General features: G+C 54.2%; 9 protein-coding genes and 1 pseudogene. 3 read left to right on the top strand and 7 right to left on the bottom strand.

Features of this window, described 5'->3' with window-relative positions; genetic code table 11:
• On the bottom strand, nt 1-2,867 hold a 2,867-nt coding region (locus tag RMSM_RS37120), incomplete at its 3' end, for a beta strand repeat-containing protein (protein ID WP_201767053.1).
• Nucleotides 2,868-4,478: 1,611 nt separating this feature from the next.
• Between RMSM_RS37120 and RMSM_RS19065 the strand changes: the two genes are divergently transcribed.
• Nucleotides 4,479-6,221, top strand: a complete 1,743-nt coding sequence (locus RMSM_RS19065) for a dockerin type I domain-containing protein (RefSeq protein ID WP_008699800.1) — start codon at nt 4,479-4,481, stop codon at nt 6,219-6,221.
• 164 nt (nt 6,222-6,385) lie between these two features.
• Here RMSM_RS19065 and gluQRS read toward each other — a convergent pair whose 3' ends face one another.
• The 4 genes from gluQRS to RMSM_RS19045 form a co-directional block, all read right to left on the bottom strand.
• Nucleotides 6,386-7,342: a tRNA glutamyl-Q(34) synthetase GluQRS gene (gene gluQRS, locus RMSM_RS19060; protein WP_008699798.1), complete on the bottom strand. Its 957-nt coding sequence runs from the start codon at nt 7,340-7,342 to the stop codon at nt 6,386-6,388.
• Entirely contained in the window at nt 7,342-8,739 is a 1,398-nt protein-coding gene (asnS, locus tag RMSM_RS19055) for an asparagine--tRNA ligase (RefSeq protein WP_008699797.1), read from the bottom strand. The genes gluQRS and asnS overlap by 1 nt, the downstream gene beginning before the upstream one ends.
• A gap of 225 nt (nt 8,740-8,964) precedes the next feature.
• Complete coding sequence (locus RMSM_RS19050; protein ID WP_008699796.1) at nt 8,965-10,716, bottom strand: divalent metal cation transporter; 1,752 nt, start codon at nt 10,714-10,716, stop codon at nt 8,965-8,967.
• 220 nt (nt 10,717-10,936) lie between these two features.
• Nucleotides 10,937-12,007, bottom strand: coding sequence for an NAD(P)/FAD-dependent oxidoreductase (locus tag RMSM_RS19045; RefSeq protein ID WP_008699795.1), 1,071 nt, complete (start codon nt 12,005-12,007; stop codon nt 10,937-10,939).
• A 262-nt stretch (nt 12,008-12,269) separates the two neighbouring features.
• Here RMSM_RS19045 and RMSM_RS19040 point away from each other — a divergent pair, with 262 nt between their 5' ends.
• Nucleotides 12,270-14,135 carry a carbon starvation CstA family protein gene (locus RMSM_RS19040; RefSeq protein ID WP_008699794.1) on the top strand — a complete coding sequence of 622 codons (1,866 nt, stop codon included), beginning with the start codon at nt 12,270-12,272 and terminating at the stop codon, nt 14,133-14,135.
• Between the two features lie 456 nt (nt 14,136-14,591).
• Nucleotides 14,592-15,555, top strand: a pseudogene (gene trpS, locus RMSM_RS19035) (tryptophan--tRNA ligase).
• A 489-nt stretch (nt 15,556-16,044) separates the two neighbouring features.
• On the opposite strand, the gene RMSM_RS19030 reads toward trpS, so the two are convergent.
• Together RMSM_RS19030 and rpiB are read right to left on the bottom strand one after the other, a co-directional pair.
• The gene (locus RMSM_RS19030; RefSeq protein WP_008699792.1) at nt 16,045-17,061 is read right to left on the bottom strand and encodes a DNA polymerase III subunit; all 1,017 of its coding nucleotides are present in this window, start codon (nt 17,059-17,061) and stop codon (nt 16,045-16,047) included.
• Complete coding sequence (gene rpiB / locus RMSM_RS19025; RefSeq protein ID WP_008699791.1) at nt 17,061-17,573, bottom strand: ribose 5-phosphate isomerase B; 513 nt, start codon at nt 17,571-17,573, stop codon at nt 17,061-17,063. The genes RMSM_RS19030 and rpiB overlap by 1 nt, the downstream gene beginning before the upstream one ends.
• Nucleotides 17,574-17,686: the final 113 nt, after the last annotated feature.

Here is a 17,686-nt window from a genome sequence, read left to right as displayed (position 1 = left end):
GCGGTTGCTCCATTAACCGCGCTGCCCTCCACTGCGTAATTCACCGTGCTACTGATGTTCGTCAACCCATTGCGTGTGACGGTAAACGTGAACGATGTGTCTCCGGTATTGCCTTCCAATTTTTCCGCCGACGTGGCTTCGATCGACACGTCGATATCGTCGTTTCGAATCATGCCGGCGGCGGTTGCTGTTTTGATAACGCCGGGGTCGTTTGGCGAGTTGAGTGTGACAATGAAACCTTCATCACTTTCGACCGTCGTATCACCAAGAACATCGATCGTGATCAATCGACTTGTCTCACCAGCGGCGAAGGTAACGGTGCCCGACGGCAAAAAGCCGCCTGAGAAATCATCAGCATTAGCACCATTGATCGTGCTGCCGGTAACCGCGTAATTCACCGCGGTGCTGCTAGTCAGTAGACCGTCGCGTGTAACGGTAAACGTGAAGGGTGTGGTGCCACTATTGTTTTCGAATGAAACAGCCGACGTGGCTTGAATTTCAAACTCGTTGGTATACACCCCCACATCCCACGATGGATCGAATGCGCCGATCCACTGAATGACGGCGGTGCGTCCATGAGAGTCCACGTCACTATCGGCAAAGTCGTTCCCTACATTAGGGCTGGTAAACCCGTAGTTGGTCGGTCTGACAACTTCGACGTAATAATGACGGGTTGGTACGAGTCCCGCAAACGCATAGCGTCCCTCGCTGTCGGTGAACTGATCAGCTCCGATTTGGACGTCATCTCCGCCACCGATGGCCGCATCGTTTCCTACATCGAACAACCGGACTCTGACGCCTGCTCTGGCCGGTTCGGTGAAGTCGTAAATACCATCGACGCTTTGCTCCGTCCAAACGGTGCCACTGATGGTGTTCAAAGCGACCGGGTTGCTGACGTCAATGTCGGGGCGTGAACCGACGGTTGGATCCGAGGTGTCTTGGATACGAGATTCAATCGTGGGAATATCGGTCGTGCCCCAAAAATTACCCATCAAATCAATGGTTTTGGATGTGTCGCCCGTCCCGATTACCGTCGACGCCCCCTGACCAAGAAACGTGTTGTCTCGAAACAACGCAGTCGAATCGGAATCGATCCTGATCGTGGCACCACTGACGATCCTATTTTCGCGGATAATTCCTGTCGATTTTGGCGAGAAAACCACTTCCGTCTCCAAACGGTTTGCCACCGTCTGGAGCGTGCTGTTGACGATGATGGTGTTTTGACCGCTATTGCGTGTAATCGTGTTACCCGCTTCGATCGTCAATGCCGAGTTAACGATGACGTCGTCGTTGACATTGCCATTGAAGTTCGTATTGAAATCCAGCAGACGATAGCCATCGACGTTCCTCAGTTTTTTCCAAGTCAGCGGTGTTGCGATGGTGCCGCCCAGCAGTCCTACGTACGTTCCCGCAGTGGTGAATGTGTTGCCATCCAACTTGCCCGTCAACGAAGGGGCGATGTACACCGGGATCGAAGCCTGATCCGCACCGCCGTGGAACGTGTTGCCTGTCAAAGTAACATTGGAACCGTCGTTGACGACGAGACGAGCGCTACCAAGAAAATCGGTATTCTGGATCGTCGCGGCACCTGATAGATCGAGTATCCCGATCCCCGAATCGACTTGTTGGAAATTGACTAGCGAGCCCGCTGCCGCGATCACGTCCAGCCCTATGCCAACGGGTGACACCACCGTTCCCGACGCGTTGAGTGTGCCGTTGACGATGATGCTGTTTTGACCGCTATTGCGTGTGATTGTATTGCCCGCTTCAATCGTCAACGTCGAATTGACGATGACGTCGTCGTTGACGTCGAAATTAAAGTTCTGGTTGAAATCTAACAGACGATAGCCATCGACGTTGGTCCGTTTCTTCCACGTTTGTGGCGACGAGATCGTGCCGTGGAACAGCCCAATGTACGTTCCGGTGGTTGTGAACGTGTTGCCATCCAACTTGCCCGTCAACGATGGGTCAATCCATACCGGCACCGAGCTCTGATCCGCACCGCCGTGGAACGTGTTGCCCGTCAATGTAACATTGGAACCGTTGTTGACGACAAGACGAGAGCTACCAAGAAAATCGGTATTCTGGATCGTCGCGGCACCTGATAGATCGAGTGTCCCGATCCCCGAATCGACTTGTTGGAAATTGACCGCCGAACCTGCTGCGGCGACCACATCCAGCCCAATGCCCACGGGTGCCCCCGCCGTTCCCGACGCGTTGAGTGTGCCGTTGACGATGATGCTGTTTTGACCGCTATTGCGTGTGATTGTATTGCCCGCTTCAATCGTCAACGTCGAATTGACGATGACGTCGTCGTTGACGTCGAAATTAAAGTTCGTGTTGAAATCCAACAGACGATAGCCATCGACGTTGGTCAGTTTCTTCCACGTTTGTGGCGACGAGATCGTGCCGTGGAACAGCCCAATATACGTTCCCGCGGTGGTGAACGTGTTGCCATCCAACTTGTCCGTCAACGATGGGTCAATCCACACCGGGACCGTGGCCTGATCCGCACCGCCGTGAAACGTGTTGTCAATCAACGTAACATTCGAACCGGAATTGATACGCAATTGGCCGGAAATGAAGTCGCTTTTTGTGATTGCCGCCACACCCGATGAGGTAACATCCACGTTGGTTTCAAAATCGATTCCGCCCGCGGTCGCCGATACCGAACTGAGGGTTCCTGATTGGGTACCGGTGCCAACATTCAGCGTGATATTGCTGTTCGTTGCTTGAACTTGGACACCGTCTTGGATTGTCAGCGAAGCTCCGTTTGTTATCGAGATATTGTTCTGCAAGATGTAGGGGCTATCGGCCGCGGTCCAAGTGGTGTTCGCGGAAATATCTGCCGTGACCAAAGTCGCCAAAAGGTTGCGGGCTTCCAATGCCTCAAAGCGATAGGCCCTCCATCGGTCGCGACGTCGTGTAACTCGATCAGACCTTTTCGATCCAATACGTTTTCGAGACTTTGATGAACTCAAGAACTTCTGGCTAAACATAGGTTGCCTTCGTTACGTCAGGAAGCAAATCAATGAATTTGAGAAATATTGGATCAACCCTGTATTGCTCGAGATAACGGCATGTACATCCGCTGGTATTATCCTCACTGCATATTTTCGAATACGATGATCAAACAAGTGCTCAAGCAAATGGGATTGATAAATCGTCAGTCAGAATCTGGTGTTCCGATTCGTTTTAGGTACCACGCGAGCATTTGCGTGGATTCGGGAAGCTCTGGGCATGAATGGCGGCAGGAACCGAGGGGCTAACGGAAGATTATAGACACCGCCCGTCAGGGTGTCCAGCAAACACCTCCGACGACAAGAAGCGGCGTTTTCACCGCATTTTGGCGGTCAAACAAGGACTGAGCGTCAATCGCTTGCCGCAGAAAAATGCCCAGCATGGCAGCGAATTCGCCAGAGCAGCGCTGAATCCTCGTAGACTAAAGGACGGCAAGGTCTTAGAAGTCGTGCAAAGATCCACTCGGTTCGACGTATCGCACAGTCGACGGAACAGACCCAAAAACGTTCAGGTCCCACCTCTTGCACTTGCTACGGAAATACGACATCAATGCGAGCCGATGCATCACGTGCTGGATTGCGTCTGGCTTCCGATAGCTCGACTTCGTGGCGATTATCTCGAAGTCGCCATGATCTGCTTGCCCGACCGGTCGGTCCACGTTCGAAATGTCTTTGAGTCGTCGGCCAAAGTCGTTTCACTGCTCGATCCTTGTTGACTTGCAATCTAGATGGAATCACCCGTTGGCTTCACTGTTTCGGATACAGGTGCTTCATATCCGGGCAGCGGCGGCCCTAGTGGAAAAAAATGAATCTCGCGAGACTGTCCAATGGCAAGCCATCACTTGCGTTGACCGTCAGCATGTCCAAGCTAAGATTCCCGGTTAGCGCGACCCGTTTTTGCACACCCCCGTCGGCTACCCTCACTCCATTCCAAACGAACTGTACGGTCTGCGGTTCTGCACTTCGCGAGCGTGGGCCTGACAGGGAAGCTTGTCGATTGACGAGGCCTTTGAACGGATCCTGGCTGACAGACGGAGTCGATGCGATAGTCGTCCCCTTTCGTACTAGTTGATGTCACACCGTTGACATCTTTTGACCGCTTGTCGTTATGCCGAATGAATCACTCCGTGACGACGAAATTAAAACCTTCGCTTAGGTGTCAAACGTGGTTCGCCCCACGGTCATGAAACCTAGTTCGAGTCGATCGCCAGACACATTGGACTCGAGTTCACCCTGTGACTTCAGAAACGACCTAAAAACAAGCAGTTAGCAAAGCAGAAACCGGAAAAGCATTGAATTTTGTCCACCGCAAATGTTTCTGGAATTAGGTATCAAGACACTCGTTACAAGAGCTAAAATGGGGCATTAGATAGATGGCGTGAACTGCACAGGGGCGCACGACAGGGCCGCTCGCTCGCGATCAATTTCACGGATTCGGCATACGACGAGAGGATACGCATGATGACGCGTCGAAACCAAGAGCGTCGCCGGAAAAATCCACGACGTCGTTTGTTCACCGAACGGCTTGAAGATCGACGCTTGCTGGCAGCGTATGACTTCGTTCCGTCTGATTCGATCGGGGTTCAACGCGAAGAGATAGATGGAATAACGGTGCTGACGGTTGCACCTGACACAAAGATCAACATTTCCGCTCAGGTCACTTCCGCCGACGACCCACTGTTCGCTTTTGGAATGGATTTTAACGGAACGGACTCAAGCGTCGTGCTGGACAATTTTCAGTCGCAACTCGATCCAAATATCTTTACAGGTTCCGACACTGATTTAAACCTTGATTTGGATCGCGTGTTATTAGTAAGTTTCTCCATCAATGCCGCTGTCTCGGTTCCTCCTGTGTTGACGCTTGGCACATTTGATGTGACGGCTCCGTCGGCGACGGGTGACTACAAGGTCACAGTGGATCCATTTCAGTCACCTCAGTCTTCTACTGGTGTCCTCGTTATCGGGAAAGGCGGGCTCGCTTTTGAACCGCTCACCGATTTCGGTGACCTCATCATTCGTGTGGCCGACACGCCCCCACTGCCAACCGTTTCAATTTCGACGAGTAACCAAACCGTCGACGAAGATGCGGGCAATATCACACTAACCGCAACTCTTTCGGCGGTAAGTGATACGGATGTGTCGATTCCATTCGCGGTTTCTGGCACGGCGGCGATTGGTGGGGATTTCACAATTACACCAAGCCCCATTACGATTGCCGCAGGTGCGACGTCCGGCAACCTCTCCGTGGCGATCATCGATGATGCGGAAGTCGAACTGGCTGAAACCGTTGTTCTTGAACTTGGAACGCCCACGGGGGCGGATCTCGGCAGTCAGTCCTCGAATACAATAACCATCGTGGATGACGACGAAGCCATTCCAACGGATAACGCTCGAGTCTTTAGCCCACCACTTGTCGAGGGCCCATTGGTTGTTCCCGGAGACGGTTTTAGTTCAACCGTAATCTTTGGAGCTGTTTTCGATACGACTCTTTCGGTAGGTCATGTTGCAAGTGTTGCCGTAAATGGAGTTCCAAACGTCGGATTGTTTGATGAGAACTTAAATCCAATAGCAGTCGACAGTCAGGGCGTGTTGACCGCGCGACTTCAAGCGGGAAGTCTATACGCGTTAATGTTTAACAGAGATGTCGACCGACGTATTTTCAGGATCGGATCATCCGCGGGTTTTGGTGCACTCGTGCAAACGGTGCGAACGAACATTATTCAGCGCACGGATGTCAACGGCAACGGTGAAACGACATCGTTGGATGCATTGATGGTCATTAATCAACTCGGTCGCCAGGGCGGTGCTTCAGGCGAAGCGGTTGGATCGACGGGGCGATTTTACGATGTCAACGCCGACGGACGCATTTCTGCACTCGATGCCCTTCAAGTCATCAACCGATTGCAGCTCGTTCGACCTTCAGCGGCGTCTGGCGAGTTAATCACCGATCGTATCGACGAATCGGATGTGTTGACCGAAGTTACCGATTCGCTGATTTCTACAATCAGAATTAAAGATGCCGAGGGAGAGAAAGCCGCGGCATTCGACCCGGTCCGAAGCAATATTGCCGGTGGACACACTATCGCAGTCGCATTCAGAACCGAGAAGGTGGATCAAGTGATGGCCGAATGGGACCAACCTCTACGCTTGTTAAATCAAAAGGGAGTGCCATTCGGGTCAGACGTCGTTTGGGTTGACTAAACGACAAGCGAGTCGCTCTCAAACTTGCTCACGTCGGCCCAACCACTTTGCCCCCGAGTGAGCCAGCAAAGAATGGCAGTAGGATCGAGAGTGAGAACAAAACGAAGACCGCTTCAGCGATTCGGTGTCAGGTGTTGCTGCCGTTGGCTGATTTCGCTCCTGTGTCAATCGCGGATCCAGGCTGTGGTTTGTTCCTCGTGGACGGTGATCGCGTTGCGATTGATTTTCGCCCAGGAAAACAGCGGGATGATGTCGCGGGCAGGCTGTGGCGTTGCGGCGTCGGTCAGTCCTGCGGTGTGCGCGGCCCAGCCGACGATGGTTTCTGGATCAACGCCTTGTTCCCGATACAGACTCAACCGCGTGTCACCATGACGTTTGGCCAATCGACGGCCATCAGGGCCTTTGATCAACGGGACATGAGCATACTGTGACCGCGACAGCCCGAGTGCATCGGCGAGTTCCATGTGCCGAAACGCACTAGGCAGCAAATCGTCGCCACGGACAACCTCGCTCACCCCCATCGCAGCATCGTCGACAACACAAGCCAGATGATAGGAGTAGCTACCATTCTTTTGCGTGATCGGAAACGCACCGAGATGTGCCGCCGGATTGCAGCTGTTTTTTCCAAGCACGAGATCGTCGATCGAAACCGTATGATCTTTGACGCGGAACCGCCAAGAAAACGTCCCCGCCTCGGGAAGTGGATCGCCGTTCTGCCAACTCGCGCAGGTCCCGGGATAGATGTTTCCTTCATGCTCGAAATGAGGTGCCGACCCCGCCTCGGCGATATCTTGCCGCGAACAGTTGCAAGGAAAGACGCGATTCGCAGCGATCAATCGCTCGAGCGCATCGGCGTACAATGCTTGACGTTCGGTTTGGATGTAGGGCGAATGCGGACCACCGACATCGGGGCCTTCGTCCCAATCGATCCCTAACCATTGCAAATCGTCGATCGCTTGCCCGATCGCCCACGGTTTAACACGAGGCGAATCGATATCCTCGATTCGCAAGATTAATTTTTTGCCGGTGCTGCGAGCGGACCAGTAGGCGAGCAAATAGGTACGAGCATTTCCTAAGTGCTGAGCTCCGGTCGGGGACGGTGCCAATCGGCCGGTGCTCATTAGAAGTCAGCATTGCCGGGGGTGCGGGGGAACGGAATCACGTCACGAATGTTGGACATCCCGGTGACGTACTGCACCGCTCGTTCGAGTCCTAATCCAAAGCCCGCGTGCGGCACGGTGCCAAAGCGACGCAAATCGATGTACCACCAGTAATCCTCTTGGTTCAGCCCCGCTGCATCCATTCGCGACGTCAACACGTCGAGCCGTTCTTCGCGTTGGCTGCCGCCGATGATCTCGCCCACGCCTGGAACCAGTACATCCATCGCCGCGACTGTTTTACCATCGTCGCTGACTCGCATGTAAAACGGTTTGATCGACGACGGATAATCGGTCAGGATCACCGGGCCTTTGACATGTTCTTCGGTCAAATAGCGTTCATGCTCGGCTTGTAAGTCCGTGCCCCATGAAATCGGATAGTCAAATTTTGCGTCACACGTTTCGAGAATCTTGATCGCTTCGGTATAAGTCATGTGAGCGAATGGACGTTCGACGACCGAACGAATCTGATCGATCACGCCCGGCTGGATCCGCTGGTTAAAGAACTGCATATCCTCGTCGCAATGATTCAAGCAATCAGTAAAGATTCGCTTCAAAAAATCTTCGGCCAATCGCATGTCATCGGCCAAATCGAAAAAGGCCGCTTCGGGTTCCACCATCCAAAACTCGGCAAGATGCCGGCTGGTATTGCTGTTTTCGGCGCGGAATGTCGGACCAAACGTGTAGATGCGTCCGAGTGCGGTGGCGTAGGTTTCGCCGTTCAGTTGCCCGCTGACGGTCAAGTAGGCCGGTTTTTCGAAAAAGTCGTATTCGAATTTCACCGGACCGCCCGATTTCGCCAGCATGTCCAAGTCGAGCGTCGTGACACGAAACATCTCGCCAGCACCTTCGCAATCACTTGCCGTGATGATCGGCGTGTGAGTGTAAAAGAAGCCGTTTTCGTGAAAGAAATTGTGAATTGATTGGCTGATTTGATTTCGCGTCCGCATCACCGCGCTGAGCGTGTTGGTGCGAGTTCGCAGATGCGACCATTCACGCAGCTTTTCAAACGAGTGACGTTTCTTCTGCAGCGGATAGTTTTCGGGGTCGGCCCAACCAAGCACTCGGACCGAAGTCGCCTGCAACTCGGTCGCTTGCCCTTTGGCAGGCGACTCGACTAGTTTTCCGGCCACCACGACGCTGCAACCCGCCGTCAATTTCTGAACTTCGTCGGCGTAGTTGTCCAGTTCTCCGGGGGCGACGATTTGAATATTGCCAAGGCAACTGCCATCGTTGACTTCGATGAAACTAAAGCCCCCTTTGCTGTCGCGACGCGTACGAACCCAGCCGCGAACTTCACAATCGCGGCCCGCCGCTTCGGCTTTGCGAGCCTCGGCGACACGAATCCAGTTGTCTTGCATCGTCAATCCTTTTGATTTGAAGCTTTTACAAAGGGGAGCGGTAAGTGGCGTCCGATTCAAACATTTCAGGTAGTGGACGAGACGACGAGTCCCCGTTTTTTGCCAAGGACTCGTTTATCGCAATGGACTCGTTATTTGTCATGAACTCGTTGCCTCGTCCACGACGCCCAACCCTCATTCTTTCCTGCAACGCCACATTCGCAAGTTACTTTTTCGCAAGTTACTTTATTGTTCCGCAGCGGTTTTGGACGGTTTTCGGAAGGCAAATCCGATCACGACCGCTGCCGAGTAAACGATCAAGATCCCAATCACCACATAAAACGAGATCGGGTTCTGTTTGTCCATCGCCTTGTCGTACATCGCCGTTCCAGCCGCCGCCACGGCACCAACCACTGCCAAAATCATCATCACGTTCCATGCCGCCATCCGGCCGCCGGTCGGTTTGTCATCGCCTAGGATTCGCCGGCTGTTCATCATCAAAAAGAACGTGATATAGGCAATCGGCAACAACATCACTGCAAACGTACTGGCAAAAATCGCCAGCCAAAATCGCGTCTGATCGTCAGTCCACAACCACACCCAGCTGGCGCCTGAGATCCCAGCGACCAACACACCGGTGACGAACACTCCGCTGCTGCCGGGACGGCCACACAACTCTTGAAACGCATAGCCATTGATCAACATCAGGATAATGATTGTCGAGAATCCCATCCCAAACACACCGAGCCCGAAAACGAGCTTCGCTTTGCTGCCGCCCAATAGCGGTGCCAATGTTCGTGACAACTGAAACGCGTCACGCTTGATCAGCGCCGATGCGATTCGTTTTTCTTCTTCAGGCAACTGTGCAACCATTTCTAATTTTGTTGCTTCGTCGGTCGTCGCTGCGGCATTGCCAAGTTCGGCGTCGACGCGAGCAAGCAGGCTTGATTTGACCGCACCAAACGTCGGCGATTGCTCCATCTCGGCAAGGTTGGTTGACGCCAATTGTGGATCAATCTTGTTATGAAACGATGCCGCGGCGGCGATCACAACACAGCTGGTCACCAACACAAACGGGATCGCCATGCCTGTGGACAAGTCAAAACGAGCGAGTCCGCGAAAGGGTTTGTCCCAACCACGAGCCAGCATCGAATAGGGCAGTAAGAAGGTCATGTTGATCCCCACCGCGGTCGCAATCGCCGAGATCATTACACTCCGCTGTGTCCCCATCAATTGATGCGTCCAAAATGCTTCTCCCTCAGGCGACAACCCTTCGACCAACCCGTGCAGGTCGCCCGCCGGATGAACAAACTGGCCCAGATCGGGAATAAAACCGGCCAGAATTGTGCTGAAATCGAGCTCGCCGCTGCTAAACAGCAACACGGCAACGCCGACAAAGCAGATCACCACCATGCCGATCAAGGCTTTGAGGAACAAGTCAAAGAACTTTGCCGCTTTGCCTTGCCGAGTGTTCAGCAAGACAACAAATCCGGCTGCCAAGAACAATGCGATGGTGATTCCCCATTTGGTCGCCGCACCGCCGCCCAAGCCATCGCCGCCACCGAGCGTCGATAGATTTCGATCCAACGCGTCGTAACAGAGACTGAACTGGGGCATACAGAAAATCATGTTGGCCATGATCGTTGCCACGATCCATCCCCAACCAAGCGCCGGGTTGATTTCGCTATTGATCGCCTCGAATGGACGACGTCCGGTGCTCAGTGTGACGTAGCTGATCGCCGATAACATCACGACGCCCAGTACGATTGCAACCAATTGCAACCACAGCATGCTGTAGCCACCAAGCACACCTAGAAACAGCGATCCGGCCAACGAACCGCCGCCCAGCGTGATCGCACTTTGCAACCAACCGGGCCCCGATAACCGAATATAAGCCCCCAGCACCTTGCCATCCGCTTGTGCCTGGCGAAGCAACTCGCGGTCGGCTTGAACTTTTTCGTTCCCAAGAGTTGTTTGTTCGGTTTCGGCTGCTGACATGGCAAGACTTTCTAGGGCAGAGGTGGGTGTGGGGATGAAGAAGCAAGAGAAGAATCGGCAGGGGGAATGACCGACGCAGCGATGATCGGCTGCGTCGTACTGTTTTGCAAAACGCCACAATTACGAAGCGTCACAATTACGAAGCGTCACAATTACGAAGCGTCGCCTTCGCGCCACCGCACACTACAAAGAGCCTGCGACGGTGGCGAAATAAATCAGTTTACGCTTCGAGTTCCGCGAGGTAGCGTTCGGCATCCAGGGCGGCCATACAGCCGGTCCCCGCAGACGTGATCGCTTGTCGATAATAATCGTCCGCGACGTCGCCTGCAGCAAAAACGCCCTTCACAGTGGTGTTCGTGCGAAAAGTTTTTGTCCAACGAATATAACCGCTGCTGTTGGTCTCGACCGCACCATTTAAAAACTTGGTGTTCGGCGTGTGCCCAATCGCGACGAACATGCCACCGACAGGCAAATCGCTGATCGAGCCATCGACCGTGCTTTTCAGCTTGATTCCGGTAACAATTTTCTCGTCGCCGTAGACTTCATCGACAACGCTGTTCCACTTCATTTCGATCTTTGGATGATTCAGCGCGCGATTCTGCATCACTTTGGATGCCCGCATTTCGTCACGACGAACGATCATATAAATCGTCGCGGCGTTCTTCAGATTCGCAAGATAAGTCGCTTCTTCGACCGCCGAGTCACCCCCGCCGACGACCGCGAGCGGTTTGGCGCGATAGATCGGTAACGCACCGTCACAAACCGCACAGGCGCTGACGCCTTTGTTCTTGTAAGCTTCTTCGGTATCCAAGCCGAGGTAATTGGCTCGCGCGCCCGTGGCAATGATCACCGTTTTTGCTTTGACCGGTTCACCATTGGCAGGTTTCAGCACATGGACGTCGCCGGAAAAGTCGACGCTTTCGATATCGTCGCTGACGACTCGGGTGCCGAAGTTGAGTGCTTGCTGCTTCATCAGCTCCATCAACTCGACGCCCTGGACGGCATAATGCGGCTGGCCATCTTTTTCGTGCCCCGCAGGCGGCATCGGCAAATTCCAGTGACGATCCTTGTCGACCGCGGATTCAACGAAGGCGCGGACGTTTCCGGCTGGGAAACCTGCGTAATTTTCGACTTCCGTGGTAAACGCCAACTGCCCCAATGGGATCATTTCCGGACGCACGGTGCCTTCATAGACGACCGGATTCAGGTTCGCGCGAGCTGCATAAATTGCTGCGGACCATCCCGCAGGCCCACTTCCAATGATAATTGTCTTCTCTATTTTGTCGCTCACGCTTGTGCGGCTCCCGGATTTGGTTGCATTAAAGGAAAGATTTTGAGAGTTGACCACGGTATTATAGGGTGAAAATCGTCCTATACTACGGGCGGTATACACGAATGACGGTGAACACGAAACACCGTCAACCGTGCGAGTCTGTTTTACAGATCCCTCCGAGCGTCGTCAGTGCCCTGAGTTACGAACCGTGCCACCGACGAGCCTCAAATTCCAAGCGTTTTTCGCTCCCCCCTACCTTTTGTTTAGATCGTTATTTTCCATGAGCACTTTGATTGTGGCCTTGGCGTCGATGATCGGTTTCATCGTCGCCTACAACACCTACGGCCGCTGGTTGGCGCGGCGTTTGTTTCAGTTGAGCCCCGAAGCGGTCGTGCCGAGTCACGAGCTTCGCGACAATGTCGACTTTGTCCCCACGCGTCGCTCGGTAATTTTTGGACATCACTTCACCAGTATTGCGGGCACCGGTCCGATTGTGGGCCCAGCGTTGGCTGTGTTTTGGGGATGGTTGCCGGCTCTGTTGTGGGTCGTGTTGGGATCGATCTTGATCGGGGGTGTTCACGATATGGCGGCGCTTGTCATCTCGCTTCGCAACAAAGGACAAACCATTGGTGAAGTCGCAGGTCGGTTGATCACGCCGCGAGCGAAAGTGCTGTTCCTGGCCGTTTTGGCACTGGCGTTGTCGGTCGTCTTGGCGGTCTTTGGCTTGGTGATTGCCATTATCTTTGCGATCTACCCCGAATCGGTATTGAGCGTTTGGATCGCGATGCCGGTGGCGGTCGGAATCGGAATTTGGGTTTACAAAAAAGGGGGCGGATTGCTCGGCCCTAGCGTGTTTGGATTGCTGATGCTGTACGGTGCGGTTTACTTCGGCGCGTACTACATGCCAATTTCACTGCCCGAGAACAGCACCGGATTCTTCACCCCCGTGGTCGTTTGGACCTTGATTTTGTTGGTCTATGCGTTCGCCGCGTCGGTGCTGCCGGTTTGGTTACTGCTGCAACCTCGCGATTACATCAACAGCCACCAACTGTATGTGGCACTGGCACTTTTGGTGATCGGATTAGGAGTCGCCTCGGTATCGGGACACGCCGACTTGATGGCGTCGGCTCCCGCGATTGCCAAGGCCGAGAATGTCCCCGCTGATGCGCCCCCCATCCTGCCTTTCTTGTTCATCACAATCGCGTGTGGTGCATGCAGCGGATTCCATTGTTTGGTCAGCAGCGGAACGACCAGCAAACAAATCGATTGCGAAACCGATGCGCAAGCGGTTGGTTATGGCGCGATGTTGCTCGAAGGCGCCTTGGCGGTGCTGGTGATTTTGGCGTGTTGTGCCGGAGTCGGGATGGGGCGAGTCGAACGAACCGAGGTCAATGGAATCGGCGAATACGCCAACGTGTTGGCCGCCGATGGCACCGTCGTGACCGGCAACGCGGCTTGGAAAATGTATTACCGGGCGACGAAAGCCGATGGATCGCCGGGCGGTTGGGCCGACCACAAATTGCCGCAGAAATTGGCCGCGTTTATCGACGGAGGTGCTAATTTCTTGGCCACCATCGGACTGCCATTAAAATTAGCCGTCGCGATCATGGCGGTGCTTGTCGCTAGTTTTGCGGCAACCACGCTCGATACCGCGACACGATTGCAGCGTTATGTCTTACAAGAACTGGGCGAAAGCGTGCATCTCAAACCGATGACCAATAAATACGCGGCGACGGGGATCGCCGTTGTCGTTGCCGCCGTCATCGCGCTTGGGGTTGGCGACAAACCAGGAACAGGCGGGATGGTGTTGTGGCCGCTGTTCGGAGCGACCAATCAACTGCTGGCGGGATTGGCCCTGATGGTCGCCGTTTTCTACCTCGCTCGACGATCGAAGCCGTTTGCGTTTGTGGCGATTCCGATGATCATCATGTTGATCATGCCGGCATGGGGAATGACGTATGACTTGGTTTATAACTGGATCCCGCAAGAAAAATGGACACTGACGCTGTTTGGATTTGGGATTCTAGGCCTGCAAGCTTGGATGGTGCTCGAAGGCGTGCTGATGTGGCAACGCTGTCGCGGCGTCCTCGAAGCACCGATTGCGGGTACTGCGTCGTCGACATCCGAATCGGCTGCGGCAAGCTGACGCAGACTTAGATGGCTACTTTTTTGGACACTTCTCGGCGATCGCCACCACTGGTTCCCGGGCTCCAGCCTGGGAACCCGATGGATTGCAGGCTCCCGCCCAATGCCATCTACTTTCGTAGTGGGACTCGCCAGAGTTCCTGGTGTTTCAACAGCAAAGATGGGAATTCTGGCGAATCCCACTACTTGAGTCCCCCAATGTTTACCAAAGTAGATGGCATTGGGCTGCCGCCGGCCGAGCGTGCAGAGACGAGGCGGGAGCCTCCAAAGCGGTGCGTTCCCAGGCAGGAGCCTGGGAACGAGAGTTTTTTGGTGGCGTTTCCCGAGAAGTCCCCTTTTAGCAATCTTGGATCACCTCGCGACGGATCATCACGTCCATCGTATAAAGACGGCACACTGAGTTTGTTTTCAGTGTGTCGCTCTGTCTCTCGTATCGTTTTCTTGAAGGTTTTTTTGCATGCGTGTTCTCTCTGGTATCCAACCCACCGGACGACCTCACTGGGGCAATTTTTTTTGGTGCGATTCGTCAATATATCGACCTGCAAGAAGACAACGATGGATTTTATTTCATCGCCGACATGCACGCGCTGACCACAGTGCGTGACGCGAAAGCGCTGAAACAATACACGCTCGACGCGGCACTCGACCTGATGGCGCTCGGATTAGACCCGAAAAAGGCGACGCTGTTTGTCCAGTCACAAGTCCCCGAGGTCAGCGAGTTGACTTGGTTGCTGATGACCGGCACGCCAATGGGACTGCTCGAGCGGTGCCACGCCTACAAAGACAAAAAAGAGAAGGGGCTCAACGCCGACGCGGGGCTATTCACCTATCCCGTGCTGATGGCTGCCGACATCTTGATCTACGATTCCGAAGTCGTTCCCGTGGGCCAGGATCAAATCCAACACATCGAAGTCGCTCGTGATTTGGCAGGCAGTTTCAACCACACGTTTGGCGAAACCTTTAAATTGCCTAAAGCCAAAACGCTCGACCATAGCGCCAAGGTCCCTGGAACCGATGGCGAAAAGATGAGCAAGAGTTACAACAACACACTGCCGCTGTTTGGTAACGTCAAACAAATTCGCAAACAAATCATGCGAATCACCACCGACAGCCGGGCGATGGAAGATCCTAAAGAGCCCGAGGGCGACCATTTGTTCCAGCTGTACCGACTGTTCGCGTCGCCCGAAGATGTCGAAACGATGGCAGCGATGTATCGCCGAGGCGGGTTCGGTTACGGCGATGTCAAAAAGGCGGTTGCCGAAGCAAGCGAAACCTACTTTGCCGAAGCGAGATCGCGTCGCGAGGAACTCGAAGCAAACCTGGACTACGTCCACGAAACGCTTCGCGACGGCGCCGCACGAGCGCGTGAAGTTGCCTCCGGTGTGTTGTCGCGTGCTCAGAAAGCATGTGGTCTGCGTTGATCGTTTTGCGATCCGCCTGCGTGGCACGCGGCAACCACCGTGATCGACTAGTTGACTTATTGAGCCGCGACGCGTCAAAGAACGTCCGGCCTTGGATTTGCTGCATTCCAAACCGGTGGTTAACACCACCGGCATGAATTGTACCGGCCTCCGGCCTTAAAAAAGAACGAATGCGAGTTGTTAGAGTCACCCTAAGCCGGACGTTCTGGTCAGCGGCCGGGTCCCACGCGCGCCCCGGTGCCCCACGCCCAATGTCATCTACTTTGCGTAGCGGCACGGCGCGGGGCCGCCCGGTTTTGCGTAGCGGTGCGGCGCGAGCCGCCCGGTTGCAGCGAGTGAAGCGTTCGATTTAGACCGGGCGGCCCCCCGCCGCTCCGCTATAAAAACCATCCGGCTAGTGCCAAAGTAGAGGGCATTAGCCTTGCGGCCCATGGCTCAACGTTGCGGTTTGAACGTTGCGATTTGAACTTGGATAAAATCAACAAGCCGTTATCCGATTTCGCCTCGGTCGCCCGTCGTGGCGGCCGAGATGTCGGCGGAATAACATTCGATCAAAGTGCTTTGGTTTGCACTGCGATCGACTTCTCGCAACGCGCGAATCGAACGGTCGAGTCGATTCAGTGAGTGCAGCGTTGCCAACCGATTGTCAAACGCCTGTCGAAGTTGTTGGCGATAATGCTGAACCGCAAACGAAAACACGTCCCGCATCGCCGCACGCCGTTTTGATGCTTCTTTGCCAGACTGCTCGACGTGGGCATTGATGATCCGGCACAGTGCGACTGGATCTGGGGTTTTCGAGCCGAATTGGCTTCGCAGTGCATCGCGTAATTTATCGGCTTCCCCGCTCAACAAACGAACTGCAACGTGCATATCACCGCCGGCGATCTCGACGGCATCGGCAATCTGTTCGTCGGACGCTTCGATCGCGTGGACATCGCGCATCAATCGCACGGCATTTTCACCGCGAGGTGACCCAAATCGGATCACACGGCAGCGTGATCGAATGGTGGGCAGTTGCCTCTGTTCGCTGGTCCCGATCAACAAGATGACCGCATTGGACGAAGGCTCTTCGAGCGTTTTCAGCAAACAATTCGCCCCTTCTTCGTTTAGAAAATCGGCGTCTTCGATGATTGCCACACGCCGACGGCCTCGCATCGGACGCAGCCGTACATCGCGACAAAATCCTTCTTGCATTCGCGCATCCGGCGGACCGATCAGCAATTCCAACGGAATGAACGACTTGTCACTCGGTTTGCCCACACGCGTGACATCGGGATGCGTTTTGGCAGCGACTTGGACACAGCCTTCGCAATCACCGCAGGGGTTCATCTCGGCGGGATCGTTTCGTTCGCACAGCAGCGTTTGGGCCAGCAGATTGGCCGTCGTTCGCTTGCCCACGCCCGGTTGGCCGACAAACAGGAAGCTGCCCGTCAATCGGCCTTTGCGGATCGCGTTGGCAAACCAAGCTTCGATTTGCTGGTGACCAATCAGATTGGACCAATTCATCAGCGCTGCGGTCCTTTAGAACCCGAGCTGGGTTCAGGTGTTTCCGCCGCAGCGGAATCACAGCGAAGATTGGCTTTTTCGATCGAGCAAATTTTCTGGACTCGTTTGTTATGACGACCGCCATCAAATTCGGTCTTGAGCCACAGCAGGACGAGATCGTCGATCGGACGTTCGCCAATCAAATCGCCTGGCAAACAGAGCACGTTGACATCGTTGTGTCGTCGACTCATTTCAATCAGCACTTCGTCATAACACGAAGCGGCACGGACGCCCAAAAATTTGTTAGCGGTAATCGCCATGCCGATCCCCGTCCCGCAAATCAAGATACCTCGATCCGCTTCGCCGTCGCTGACTTTCTGGGCCACTAGCCGGGCGAGGTCAGGGTAGTCACAGGCTGTATCACTATTGGTTCCCTCATCGCTAACGGCAAATCCGGCAGCTGCAAGGGATTGCATCAATTTTGCTTTGATATGAACACCACGGTGATCGCTTGCTAAGCAAATCTTCAGCATTTTGTCACCTATTTATTCTTGGCTTGTGATTTCGGTAGGGAAAAAATCCTCGCCGAATGAATCGAGCCATTTTCCTAGTTCTTCGTTTATTTGGTCAGCACAGGCCTCGTAGA

The organism is Rhodopirellula maiorica SM1, from assembly GCF_000346295.1.
GTDB classification, from domain to species: Bacteria; Planctomycetota; Planctomycetia; order Pirellulales; family Pirellulaceae; genus Novipirellula; species Novipirellula maiorica.
The sequence above is the reverse complement of the archived record's forward strand: the minus strand, read 5'-3'. Positions and strand labels throughout refer to the sequence as shown.